General features: G+C 35.1%; 9 protein-coding genes. 3 read left to right on the top strand and 6 right to left on the bottom strand.

The genetic code is table 11. The features are described 5' to 3' along the window. Nucleotides 1-118 precede the first annotated feature (118 nt). Nucleotides 119-1600 carry an MDR family MFS transporter gene (locus tag QM017_RS00390; RefSeq protein ID WP_282708472.1) on the top strand — a complete coding sequence of 494 codons (1482 nt, stop codon included), beginning with the start codon at nt 119-121 and terminating at the stop codon, nt 1598-1600. Then, entirely contained in the window at nt 1600-2277 is a 678-nt protein-coding gene (locus QM017_RS00385; RefSeq protein WP_282708471.1) for a DUF4811 domain-containing protein, read from the top strand. Before QM017_RS00390 ends, QM017_RS00385 begins: the two co-directional genes overlap by 1 nt. A gap of 90 nt (nt 2278-2367) precedes the next feature. On the opposite strand, the gene adhE is transcribed toward QM017_RS00385, so the two are convergent. From adhE to QM017_RS00355, 6 genes are all read right to left on the bottom strand, one after another. After that, complete coding sequence (gene adhE, locus QM017_RS00380) at nt 2368-5040, bottom strand: bifunctional acetaldehyde-CoA/alcohol dehydrogenase (protein ID WP_282708470.1); 2673 nt, start codon at nt 5038-5040, stop codon at nt 2368-2370. A 456-nt stretch (nt 5041-5496) separates the two neighbouring features. Then, entirely contained in the window at nt 5497-7410 is a 1914-nt protein-coding gene (gene mnmG, locus QM017_RS00375; protein ID WP_282708469.1) for a tRNA uridine-5-carboxymethylaminomethyl(34) synthesis enzyme MnmG, read from the bottom strand. Between the two features lie 16 nt (nt 7411-7426). Further along, nucleotides 7427-8821: a tRNA uridine-5-carboxymethylaminomethyl(34) synthesis GTPase MnmE gene (mnmE, locus tag QM017_RS00370; RefSeq protein WP_282708468.1), complete on the bottom strand. Its 1395-nt coding sequence runs from the start codon at nt 8819-8821 to the stop codon at nt 7427-7429. 395 nt (nt 8822-9216) lie between these two features. Then, on the bottom strand, nt 9217-9441 hold the full coding sequence (locus QM017_RS00365) for an uberolysin/carnocyclin family circular bacteriocin (RefSeq protein ID WP_282708467.1): 225 nt from the start codon (nt 9439-9441) through the stop codon (nt 9217-9219). A 234-nt stretch (nt 9442-9675) separates the two neighbouring features. Then, nucleotides 9676-11889 carry a beta-glucosidase BglX gene (bglX, locus tag QM017_RS00360; RefSeq protein WP_282708466.1) on the bottom strand — a complete coding sequence of 738 codons (2214 nt, stop codon included), beginning with the start codon at nt 11887-11889 and terminating at the stop codon, nt 9676-9678. A gap of 45 nt (nt 11890-11934) precedes the next feature. Beyond that, nucleotides 11935-13215, bottom strand: coding sequence for a PTS transporter subunit EIIC (locus QM017_RS00355; RefSeq protein ID WP_178196693.1), 1281 nt, complete (start codon nt 13213-13215; stop codon nt 11935-11937). A 153-nt stretch (nt 13216-13368) separates the two neighbouring features. Here QM017_RS00355 and QM017_RS00350 point away from each other — a divergent pair, with 153 nt between their 5' ends. Beyond that, nucleotides 13369-14253, top strand: a complete 885-nt coding sequence (locus QM017_RS00350; protein ID WP_178196695.1) for an AraC family transcriptional regulator — start codon at nt 13369-13371, stop codon at nt 14251-14253. Nucleotides 14254-14316: the final 63 nt, after the last annotated feature.

Here is a 14316-nt window from a genome sequence, read left to right as displayed (position 1 = left end):
TATTGACAGCTTTTTAAAAAAGGCGTATAGTTGTTTTCGTTCAAAAAAAAATATTTAATTGTTTACAACTAAACTTTAATAAACACAATATACCATAAAGCATAAGGGGGAATTTATTTTGGACGCGCATAAACCAATTGATATTCACGGTAAACCTTATAACCGTAATCTTTTAGTAATTGTTTTAATGGTTGGATCATTTTGTACCGTGTTAAATGGTACATTATTAGCAACAGCTTTTCCAGCAATTATGAAATCTTTTGATATCGATACTTCAACCGTTCAATGGCTAACGACTGGTTTTATGTTAGTCAACGGGATTATGATTCCAGTCAGTGCCTTTTTAATCAACAAACTTGGTTCGCGTATCATGTATATCGGCGCCATGGCTACCTTTTTATTAGGAACTGTTATCTGCTATTTTTCTGGTAGCTTTGCAATGTTACTTTGTGGACGTTTAATCCAAGGGTTAGGTGTTGGGGTTTCAATGCCTTTATTACAAACTATCATGTTGACAATCTTCCCTCCTGAAAAGCGTGGAACAGCCATGGGAACTGTTGGCTTAGTTATTGGTTTAGCTCCTGCTTTAGGACCTACTCTTTCAGGATGGATCGTTGATACATTTACCTGGCGTGATTTATTTGGTTTGATCATTCCAATCGTGTTGGCCGTATTAATCTTTGCTTTCTTTTGTATGAAGAGTGTTTTAAATACGACCAACCCGCATTTGGATTTATTTTCACTAATCACATCAACAGCTGGTTTTGGTATCATGCTTTACGGTTTTTCTGAAGCTGGTAGCAAAGGCTGGGGCGATGGTGTCGTTTTAGGTTGCTTAATCGTGGGGACTTTGATTGTCATCGTTTTTGGCATGCGTCAATTAAAGATGCAAGCTCCATTCTTGGATATTTCCGTTTTCAAATACGCTGAATTCTCATTAGCCGCTGTCTTGAGTGGGATTTCTAACCTTGCCATGGTTGGGGTTGAAATGATCTTACCAATGTATATTCAAAATATTCGTGGCGAAACAGCCTTTCATTCTGGACTAATGCTTTTACCTGGCGCATTAGTCTTAGGGGTAATGTCTCCTATCACCGGTCGTTTATTTGACCGTTATGGTGCTAAATATATGGCCATGACTGGGACAACCTTGTTGACATTAGGGACCTTGCCATTCTTGTTTATCACTCAAAATACTTCATTACTATTAATCATTATTTTCTATGCTGTACGTATCTTTGGGGTTTCAATGACAATGATGACGGTAACGACTTCTGGGATGAATGCATTACCTTTCGATAAAATCACTCACGGAACTGCTGTTAACAACACTTTCCGTCAAGTATTAAGTTCGATTGGGACCGCCATTTTGACGAGTGTCTTAACTAACGTGACACTTAACTCGATGCCAAGCAAGTTCTTACTTCACAGCCAACCATTAACCTATCAAAATCACGCTTTAGATGCCGCAGTTAGTGGCTATCATGCAGCATTCATGGTATCTGTTGGCTTTGCTTTTGTTTCTTTATTGTTAACTTTCCGTTTAAACAACGGTACTAACGTGCGCAAACCATCTGGCGATTTAGGAGGTAATCACTAATGTTAATCTTCCTCTTAGTAATTTTTGTCGTTTTATTCTTCTTATTTATGGTTTTACCACTGGGCAAACGTCATTTTATCGGCGCCGGTTGCTTTTTAATCTTGGCTATCTTATGCGGAGCGGCTTTGATCGCTAATGATACCTACCACATGGGCATGAAAGTTCAAAAGACAACCACGGTTAAACCTTTAGTTTCTTCTGTCGATGGCCAAATGCCAATCTTGTTGTATCAACCATTAGGCACAAGCGGTCAACAAAAAATTTATTTATACAAAACCAAAACAACACAAAAGAAACCACAAGCCATTAAAACTAAGAACATGAGTGCTAAAACGACGACGACAACTACTAAGCCACAAGTTGTTATTAGCGAACAACGCTATGTTTATAAGAACTCTTTAAGCAAATTATTATTTGGCATTTTAGGCAATAACAACGAGCTAAAGCATCGTAGCTATACCTTTAAAGTTGGTAGTGATTGGTATGTTTTAAGCGTAAAACAAGCACAAAAACTCGGCAAAGCCATGGCTGATAAAAACACACAACAACAACTACAACTCGCTATCAGTCAAGCCTTGCAAAGTGCTTTACAAAAAGATCCTCATCTTTCTAAAGAACAACAACAAGTTGTCAGCCAACAAGCAACTCATGACTTTATTAATAAACTAGTTAAATAACTTATTATCTAAACAAAAAAACAGCTCGCTTTACTAAATAACAGTAAAGCGAGCTATTTTTTAAGAGTTTATCTTAAATGGAAAACATCTTTAAAATTGATCGATTAAGATTTGACGTAATTCATCCAAGCCTGGTTGGCGAGGGTTTGCTGAAGTACATTGATCGTTGTAAACTAAATCAACCAATTTGTCTAATGACTTATCGAAGTGTTCCTTTGTTACCCCATTTGCAGATAAGGTTGGTTCAACATCGATAGCCTTCATCAATTCAAGGATGCGATCGCACAATGCTTCAACTAATTCTGCATCTGTCTTGCCTTTCAAGCCAAGATGACGTGCGATATCTGCATAATCCTTTTGAGCACGATATACTTCGTAACGTGGGAATGGTGTGCGTTTTACGCGACCTGTTACACCGTTGAAACGAATTACGTGTGGCATTGCAATTGAGATTGCTAAACCATGTGGTAAGCCAAATTCCCCACCAGTCTTGTGAGCCAATGAGTGGTTGATACCCAAGAAGGCATTAGCAAATGACATGCCACCTAAAGTAGCTGCATAATGCATATTTTCACGTGCTGTTTCACCAGCTAGTGTAGGATTCTTAGGATCAAACTTGTAAGATTCTTCTAAGTTGTTGATTACTAAATCGATTGCTTGTAAAGCCCATGGACGTGTGAAGTCGGATGCTGCCACAGATACATAGGATTCTAAAGCATGAGATAAAGTATCTAAACCAGATAAAGCAACAGTTCTCTTAGGAACAGTCATAACAAATTCTGGATCAACGATTGCCACTTGTGGTGTCAATTCGTAGTCGGTCAATGGGTACTTCACATGTGTATTATCATCTGTAATAACAGCATATGGTGTAACTTCAGAACCTGTACCAGATGTTGTTGGAATCGCAAATAATTTAGTTTCAGTTGCGTGATGGAATTTCACGATACGTTTACGGATATCCAAGAATTTTTGTTGTAAACGAGTGAAGAGTTCACTAACTTTTTCATAACTATCTAAGAAGCCTGGTTCTTGATCTAAGGAGTATTCATAGATATAACGTGCAATCTTAGCAGCATCCAAAGCAGACCCACCACCGATAGCTAAAACAGTATCTGGTTTGAAGCTTTGCATTTGTTTTGCAATTTCAATTGTTTGACCTAAAGTTGGGTCTGGACGAACAGAACCATAAATATCTGTCTTAACAGGTGTTGTACGTGCGTTTAATTGGTCGTAAATCTTTTCAACAAAGCCAAATTGTACCATACCTGGGTCAGCAACGATAAATGCACGTTCGATTGTTTCATATTCATCTTGCAAATATGAAATAGCATTCTTTTCATAGTAGATTTTTTCTGGTAAACGAACCCATTGAGGACGGTTACGACGTTTTGCAACTGTCTTGATGTTCAATAGGTCAGATGTTGATAAGTTATGTGACAATGAATTCTTCCCCCATGAACCTGTACCAAGTGTCAAACTTGAACGCAATGCATCTGTATAAACATCACCGATACCGCCGACAGAGTCAGGTTGATTTACTAAGATACGAGCAGCTTTGGTCTTGTCAGCAAATTCTTCAACAAATGGATCTGCTTGTGAACCAATTTGAATAGCAGAGTTATGACCTGCGCCTTGATAATCTAACAAGGCAGCCACAATCTTGATTCCATCTTCACGGTCTTTTGCCTTGTAAACAGACAAGAGTGGAGATAATTTTTCAGAAGATAATTTTTCACCAATATTCTTTGGATCAAGTTCAAATAATAAAACATCTTTGTCAGCTGGTAATTTAACACCTGCTTGTTCGCAAATCCAACGAGCTGGACGACCAGCAACTGGACCGTTAACACCATGACGATCGTTGAAGACGAAATCTTCAATCTTCTTGTAATCAGCCTTAGGTACTAAGTAAGCACCGTTAGCTTGCATCTTTTCTAACCATTCCTTATAGATAGGAGCTTCGACAACTGCTGAGTTTTCAGTTGCACAAATCATCCCGTTATCGAAACGTTTAGATAATAATAAATCTTCTACCGCACGATCCAAATGAGCTGTATGATCAACAAACACAGCACCATTACCAGCACCTACACCAAGAGATGGGTTACCAGACTTCAAAGCGGCATTAACCATGCCAGGACCACCAGTTGCCAAGATTGAAGCAATCTTAGGATTTTGAATCAAAGCTGTTGTGTTTTCAATAGATGGTGTTTCTACCCATTGAATGATATCTTTTGGAGCACCTGCGGCAACAGCTGCTTCATAAACGATCTTAGCTGCATGCACAGAACAGTTTTGTGCTTGTGGATGGAATGCAAATACAATTGCGTTACGTGTTTTTAATGCCAAGATAGATTTAAACATTGCTGTTGAAGTTGGGTTAGTTGTAGGAACGATACCTGCTAAAACTCCAAGTGGTGCAGCAATCTTAACTTGACCTTTAATTTTATCTTCTTCAATCACACCAACCGTTTTATCATGTTTGATTGCATGATAAACATTTTCTGTTGCAAAACGGTTTTTGGTATCTTTATCTTCAACAACCCCACGGCCAGTTTCATCAACTGCTTCATGCGCTAACATTAAAGCTGCTTCTGAACCTGCTAGAGCTGCTGCTGCAACGATTTTATCCACTTGTTCTTGGGTAAATGTTGCATATTGTGCTTCGGCTTTAAGTGCCTTTTGAACTAAGCCGTCTGTGTATTCACGTGCGGCTTGCATCTTTTCTTCTTCTGATAAAACTTTCTTATCTTTTTCCATAATTAAGATTCCTCCTGATATAGCCAGGTTATTTTTAACAAACCAGCTTAACACTAAATGTGAAAAACTTCACTTATTATATTACAACTATGTGTTATCGATTTCAATACTTTTTTTATTTTTTTTGTAACTTTTTTACGGTGAATTTTTTAATGTATAAAAAATATCTATAAAACAAAACCTTGATTTTACTAGTTGTTTAAGGGCTTACATTGTTTTTGTAGCAGCATTTTGAACTTTGTTTTGTTTTTCACATATCAAATAGAATTTTTCGGTGAAATATAACTCCAATTTAAATAATTTTATTACCAATCATTATTTGCTCAAATTTTCACGATTATTTAAATTTAATAGCATTAACACAAATCAATGCATCATGCAATTCAATTAATCTTTTTATCTTTACACAAAACAAAAAACGCTCCCTCTTAAGAAGCGTTTTTCAATGAATAATATTTATTTGATAACCTTAGCAATCTTTCCTTGTTCAATATAAACTGCCAAAATAGATAAATCAGCCGGATTAACACCACTAATCCGTCCAGCTTGAGCAAGTGTCGTTGGTTGAATTTTTGTCAATTTTTGTTGAGCTTCTGTTGCCAATCCTTCAATCGCACTATAATCGATATTTACAGGAATCTTTTTGGCCTCCATCCGCTTTAATTTTTCAACTTTCTCGTAAGCCTTCTTAATATAGCCTTCGTATTTATATTGGATTTCAATTTGTTCAATCACACGTGAATCTAAAGGTGTTGGAGCACTTGGAATAAATTGACTTAGATCCGCATAACTGACATATGGACGCCGTAAAAAATCACTGGCTAAAACGCCATCTTTTAAAGGATTATCGTTATGAGCTTGTAAATATGCGTCAACTGCTGGATTTGGCTTAATCCGAATGCTTTCAAGTCGTTGTTGTTCGGCTAAAATAGCTGCCTTTTTAGCTTCAAAAGCCGCATATTGTTCTTGGTTAACCAAACCTAATTCATGTCCAAGCTCAGTCAAACGTAAATCAGCATTGTCGTGGCGTAAAATTAAACGATACTCGGCACGCGAAGTCAATAAACGATACGGTTCATTGGTCCCTTTAGTCACCAAATCATCAATCATCACTCCAATATATGCATCGCTACGTTTTAAAACAATCTCTTCTAAGCCTAAAGCATGTCTCCCGGCATTAATTCCAGCAATTAAACCTTGCCCTGCAGCTTCTTCATATCCTGAAGTTCCATTGGTTTGACCAGCTGTATACAATCCCTTGATTAACTTAGTTTCTAGAGTTGGACGCAATTGATAAGGAGAAACAACATCATACTCAATCGCATAACCCGGACGCATCATTTCTGCATTTTCTAAACCAGCAATCGAATGCACCATTTCTTGTTGAATCTCTTCTGGTAGTGAAGTTGACAAACCTTGAATATAGTATTCATCTGTCGTTTTGCCTTCCGGTTCGATGAATAATTGATGGCGTTCTTTATCTGCAAAACGCACTAATTTATCTTCGATAGATGGACAATAACGTGGTCCTACACCTTCAATAACCCCGGTAAACATCGGTGCACGATCCAAATTATCACGAATCACACGATGCGTCTTTTCGTTAGTATAAGTCAACCAGCAAGAAAGTTGGTCCTGCGGTGCTAAATATGCTTCATCTGGTGTCATGAAACTAAAATGATTAGGCTTTTCATCGCCAGGTTGTTCTTCTGTTTTGGCATAATCAATCGTGGTTCCATCAACACGTGGTGGCGTTCCTGTCTTAAAGCGTTTGAGTTCAAATCCTAATTTCTCAAGATTTTTGGACAATTCCATTGCTGCTTGGGTATTATTAGGTCCTGAAGAATACATCAATTCACCAATGATAATTTTTCCACGTGCAGCAGTCCCCGTTGTCAATACCACTGCTTTAGCACCATAACGTGCACCAGTATTAGTGATAACCCCTTTAATTTGACCATCTTCTACGATCAAATCATCAACAATGCCTTGACGCAATGTCAAATTGGGTTGTTTTTCTAACGTATGTTTCATTTCTAGTGAATAGCGATGTTTGTCGGCTTGAGCACGTAAGGCACGTACAGCCGGGCCTTTCCCCGTATTAAGCATACGCATTTGCACATAGGTTTTATCGATATTTTTGCCCATCTGTCCACCTAAAGCATCGATTTCACGTACAACAATTCCTTTAGCCGGACCCCCGATTGATGGATTACATGGCATAAATGCCACCATATCTAAACTAATAGTCATTAATAATGTTTTATTACCTAAACGTGCTGCTGCCAAAGCTGCTTCACAACCAGCATGACCCGCTCCCACGACAATCACATCATAGCTTTTAGCATGGTATTGTTTCCCAAATTGCATTATTTATTCTTCCCTTCTATTTACCTAAACAAAATTGACTAAATAACTGATCTAACAATTCATCTTGATATGATTCACCAGTGATTTCACCTAACAATTCCCATGCTTTAGTCATATCAATTTGACAAAGGTCCACTGGCATTCCTAAGCTTATCCCATTTAAAACCTCTGCTAGCGAATCTTTAGCTTGATTAAGCAAAGCAATATGCCGCGCATTGGTTACTAATACTGTTTCTTGCGAGTTTTCAATGCCACCAAAAAATAACGCGGCAATCTTTTCTTCAAGCACATCTAAGCCATCTTGGGTCAAAACAGATGTCGTTAAAATAGGATCAGCATCAACTAATTTATTGACCTCTTCAATTTCTAATTGTTGCGCCAAATCAGTTTTATTTAAAATAACCAAACGTTTTTTATCCTGTGTTAATTCTAGTAATTGACGGTCTTGAGGAGTTAATTTTTCACTAGCATTTAAAACTAGCATCACTAAATCTGCTTGCTCGATTGCTTTTTTAGAACGTTGCACCCCAATTTGTTCAACTTTATCATCTGTTTGCCGAATCCCAGCTGTATCAATTAGTTTTAATGGAACACCACGCACATTAACATATTCTTCAATCACATCACGTGTCGTTCCGGCAATATCAGTTACGATAGCCTTATCTTCATGCAACAAGTAGTTTAACAAGCTTGATTTACCAACGTTAGGCCGCCCAACAATTGCCGTAGCCAAGCCTTCACGTAAGATTTTACCTTGATTAGCAGTCTGTAATAATTTAGCAATCTTAGCTTGTAATTGATCAGCTTTATCAGCTAATAACTTAGTCGTCATTGTTTCAACATCATCATATTCAGGATAATCAATATTAACTTCCACTTGTGCTAAAACATCCAAAATTTCTTGCCGTAAACCCCTAATCAATTTAGCCAAATTCCCATCAAGTTGGTTAAGTGCTACCTTCATTGAACGGTCAGTCTTTGCCCTGATTAAATCCATTACAGATTCCGCTTGAGTTAAATCAATTCGTCCGTGTAAAAAAGCACGTTTAGTAAATTCACCTGGTTGCGCTAGCCGTGCACCATGTTGTAAAACAAGCTGTAAAATTTTGTTGGTCGATACAATTCCACCATGACAGTTGATTTCAATCACATCTTCACGCGTAAATGTTTTGGGTGCTAACATCACCGAAACCATTACCTCATCAATTACTTCTTTAGTTTGCGGATCGATGATATGCCCATAATTAATCGTATGACTAGCAACCTTGGTTAAATCTTTACCCTTAAAAACTTTTTTAATGACAGTTAAAGCTTCTTCACCGCTTAAACGGACAATTGAAATAGCTCCTTCACCGGGTGGTGTGGCAATTGCCGCAATCGTATCAAATTCTGTCGTATGCACTGTCGCCATCAAAATCCCTCCATCTTTAGTTTTACTCACACTTAAGCTATTTTTGACCGTAAAAAAAGCGCCTACTCCACGTTTATTTGTACACAAAAAAACGTGGATAAAGCACTTTGACTACTTTATCTATCATGAGATAAGAATGATTACTACCAATATACTTTTTAAAGACAAAAAAGTCAACTAAGGAATTAGAAAAGACACAGTAACTTCTAGAAATGTTAATGCTATCAAATCTAAGAATTATCGGGTTAAAAAAATAAAAAGACGAGCATTTCAAGAACAAGAGTGCTAACGGATAAGACTGTTCTATTTATCGTTATGAGTATATTAGCTAAACTTACTGACATGAAAAGGCTTAAAAATATATTTAAGCTATCCATTTTTTGTATTTGTAAATATTACCAAGCAACAGCATATACTTTCCCATATTTTTTAGCAATCGCTTTAGCTGTAGATACAATTGCTACACCAACATCACCACCACCAACGATAGCTACAATTATTCCAACAACAGCAGCAATATTGGATACACCTGAAATAATGTCAATTATCTTTTTAGCAATATGTTGCGAAATTCCTAATGTTGATGTGAGATAAGAATGTAAAAAAGAAAATTTTATCAAAACAGTTAGTTGTAATGCTTAAAAAAACTCTAAATTACAGTTGAAATTTAATATATTTTATGAACTCCTCGACAATTTTTCCTAACATTTTTAGTTAACTTAATTTTGTTTCAACGCGACACCCTCAGCGCTATAAATAATTTATAACGTTTCTATCGATCTACTTTAGCAAAGCGCAACTAAAAAAGGTGTGCCTTTTTGTTTTGGCACACCTGAAAAAAGTTTTCATGTTTATCAAATATATTCACAAGATAACTTTATACAGTCATGTACATTTCTACCAACATAAATATTAAATGTACCTTTCTCAAAAACTGCATCCCCTTTATTGTTAAAAAATTTTAATTTATAACTTGGAATACTAATTATTAATTTATATTGTTTTTGTGCATCAACTTTAACTTTTTTAAATGCCACTAATCTTTTTACTGGCTGTGAAAGACTAGCCACTGGATCATTAAAATAAACCTGAATTACTTCTTTAACACTCTTTACACCCTCGTTAACTAACGTGATTTGAATTTCTAATTCCTCATCAACAGAATAAGTAGCTTTACTTAATTGTACATCCTTATACCGAACTTCACTATATGATAATCCATAACCGAAAGGAAATAGCGGGTCTAATTGGCTATCTATATACCGCGAAGTAAATCTAGCAGAATTCGAATTTGCCGGACGGCCTGTTGGCAATTGTGAATAATATATTGGTAATTGCCCCTCATTACGAGGAAAGCTAATTGATAACCTTCCTGAAGGACTAACTTTACCAAATAAAATATTAGCTATTGCATCTCCTGCCTCCGTCCCTGGAAACCACGCATATAATAATGCATCTACCTTTTCTAAAATATCCTCCAACACCAGAGGTCTACCACTAATAACAATTAATACAATCTTCTTGTTTAATTTATGAACTTTATCTATTAATTCAATTTGTGAATCTGATAAATGTAAATTTGTTTTAGAAGCAGCTTCTCCAGACTCTTTACTTTGTTCACCAACAGCAATAACAACATAGTCTGATTCCTTTGCTAATGTCAAAGCTACATTCATCTCACTAGCATTATTTTTTGAAGCTGATAAAATATCTTGAACTTCTTCAGATGTGAAATCCCACATTCCTTGTAGATACTTTATATCATCTACTAAATCAACACCCTTAGTACAATTAAGATTACTACCCAAATATTTTTTTATTCCATCCTTTAAAGTCACTGTTTTACTATTATCCGCATGAACTGCCCACATTCCTAACATATCTTGACAATCAGCATAAGGGCCTAATAATGCTATCTTTTTGGTTATATCTAATGGTAAAACATTATTATCATTTTTTAACAATACCAGTGACTCTTCACACAAATTACGTGCTAATTTTCGATTTTCTTGTGATAATATATTTTTATCTTCAAGTTTTTTTGAAGCTCCATAGAATGGGTTTTCAAATAACCCTAATTCATTTTTTAATTTCAACACTTTCCAAGCTGCTTCTGTTATTTTGTCTTCATCCAAAATTCCATCTGTAACTAAAGACTCTAATTCATTAGAATAACATGAGGATTGCATATCAATATCCACACCAGCCATTAAAGCTTTTAAACTAGCTTCTTTGTTATCAATTGCTACACCATGACTGACTAACTCACGGATTGCAGCATAATCACTAATAATAACTCCATCAAATCCCCATTTTTCACGTAAAATATCCTTTAACAACCAACTATCTGCTGTGCATGGGATTCCATTCAATGAACTTAGTGAAGTCATAATCATTTTACATCCTGCATCAATTGCTGCTTTATATGGTGGTAAGTAGTTCTGAAACAAATTACTCATAGACATATCTACAGTATTGTATTCACGACCAGCTTCCACTCCACCATATGCAGCAAAATGCTTCAAACAAGCAATCTGTCCACTGCCTGTAGATAAATTCTTTTGAAAACCATAAACCATCGCCTGAGCTATACTAGAATTTAAAATCGGATCTTCTCCGGGTGATTCTAAACATCTCCCCCAGCGAGCGTCATGAATTACATCTACCATTGGCGCAAATGTCACATGATTTCCTGATGCAGCAGCTTCTTTAGCTGCCATCTCACATGCTTGTGCGACCAATTCAGGATTCCAAGTTGCTCCTAACCCCAATGGATTTGGATATATAGTTTTATATCCATAAATAATATCCGACATAAACAACATTGGAATATGATGTGGTTGCTTAGCCATTTGATTCATTTGAATCTTACGCGTAGTTTCTGCTCCAGTTACATTTAAGACTGAACCTGCTAAATCAACTATTTCTTGTGAAATTCCCAATTTTTGTTGAGGTCCATACGTAACATCTTGGCTTTCAAAAAATTCTCCAGAAAATTGAACTAACTGTCCTATCTTCTCTAACACAGACATATCCATTAATAATTCTTTTAATTCGATAGTTTTCAATTAATGTATTCCTCTCATTAATTATCCTAAAATAGTCTCCCTATCTTATTCTAACGCATTTTTTTGTTCCTCAGCATAAGTTCTAGCATCATCCAACATAAAAAATGGTAAATATATAATAAAGCAAAGTAAAAATGAAATTAACCATATTAAGAATAACCAGAATCCCCCACACATAAAGCTACTAATAAATCCAGGTGTTACCCATGGTAATGAAATAGTTGGATTAAAATTAATAGGCAAAAAGCTTGCTAATATCCAAGCAACTCCACCAGAAATAGCTGTTGTTACTACCATCGGAATAAAGTAAATAGGATTTAGCATCAATGGAAAGCCAAAGATTATCGGCTCATTAATATTGAAAATATTTGCTGGAATAATAAGTTTTCTCATTGCCTTATATTTTTCAGATTTAGCAAAAAAGCTTGCCGCACATATTCCTAAAGTATTTCCATTCCCACCAATATATACAGCTGTCATTAGTACTGAAAATGTTAGATATGGTAATGGCTTACCTGCCAAATAAGCTTGTGTGTTGGCAACTCCAACTGCTGCTAGAACCGGCGTATAGCAATTTTGCAAAGTTGCTGGATGAATTCCAAAAAACCAACATAAATTTTCAAAACTGTAAACAAGAATTAAAGCTAGCGGTGTCGCACCAATATTCATAATAGGTTTGGAAATAATTGTTGTAATCAATTGATATGCATCATTAAAGGAAGTTAAAGACAAAATCCATTTAATGAAGAATACAACAGTAAAAATAATCATAGCAACAAAAGTTGGCTCTAAAGATTCTGTGACCATTGGTGGGACAGATGAAGGTAGTTTTAATTTCAAATTCTTTTTCATTAGCGAACAATACACAGTCGGCACCAATAAACCGCAAATTATTCCCACAAAAATACCATTACTTCCCATATTACTTGTCAACAATGAAGCTGTCCCAGCTTTATCGTATTGTAAAGGCATTAAAGCAATATAAACTGCCAACGTTATTACTGATCCTACAATAGGATTCTTATTTTCCGCTTTAGTATAATGATAAGCTATAGCTCCTACAAGATAAATACCAATTAATGACAAAGTCAATGAAATAAAATCATTCCCAGTTTGATATAATCCTATATTTTGAATTAATTTTGTCCAAGGTCCAATTGGCAAATTAATTAAAATAGCTATAGCAGCTGTTCCTAAAGTAACAGGCATTGTTGTTAAAAAACCTGATGTTAAAGCTTTTATGTATTTATTTGAGCCCATAAATGTTGCGAATGGACCTAAAAGCTTGTCTAATCCATTTTGTAATTTGTTCATAATATTACTCATAATAAAAACCTCCATAAATCGTTTTCAACAAAGATTGTAAACCCTTTCCTTTTTTAGGTATATGTATTTTTATATAATGATTTATGTAATATTTTGTCTTCTTTACAGTATTAGTGTATTATAAAAACACCTACTTAAAAGAGGTGATTTATCTTGACATCAATAACACATGAAATTATTCCAAAGAGTGATGACTTAAATTTTACAATTTTTACATTTCATGCTTCAGATACTAATAGAATAATTCCACAACACTGGCATCAAAATGGAGAATTTTTATTTTGCTCTCACGGTTCATTAGAAGTCTGGTTACAAGGTAATCATTATGTTCTCAAAAAGAATGATGCTATTTTTATAAACCCTTATGTCACACATACTACAAAAAGTCCATGTAATAATTCTATCTTATGTATTCAGATTCCATTAAATTTACTCAAAGATCTAACTGAGCAAAAATATGGACAAGAATTCATTTTTAACTTAAACACCGTTATAAAAAATACTCTTACCAAATCAGACTTGTTACTATTAAATAATTTAACCCGACTTGGTGATACAAATTCGAGAAATATCGGCGATAAACTTATCACACAAGCTTATATTTTTTTACTTCTAACAATGTTATATGATAATTACTGCGAAAATACAGCTGATTCTGGAACAATCTCAGATATCTTCCTTACAAATAAAATAATTGACTATATTAATGAACATTTTAAAGAAAAGTTAAGTCTAAAAAATATTGCTGATTATTTAGGTTATTCTGAAAACTACTGTTCCAAATTAATAAAATATAGCATCGGAATGAATTTTCATAATTTTTTAGAGACTGTACGTCTTAATGATGCATATGAAAAAATTATTTATACCCATCTTAATTTTGAAGATATAGCTATTGAATCTGGATTTAATAATTATAGAAATTTATATAATGTCTTTTATAAAAACTATAAGAAATCTCCTAGTCAAATTCGAAAGTTCTATAAATCTCAAAGTTCAATCAATAACAATCAAGACTTTTACAAAAATAATATATAGTTCTAAAAAACAAAGAGAAAGCCTATAAAAAATATTTTTTATAGGCTTTCTCTTCTTACATTA

Origin of the sequence: Ligilactobacillus sp. Marseille-Q7487 (assembly GCF_949152225.1) — a bacterium.
Lineage (GTDB): Bacteria > Bacillota > Bacilli > Lactobacillales > Lactobacillaceae > Ligilactobacillus.
This window is presented reverse-complemented; position numbering and strand designations above follow the sequence as displayed.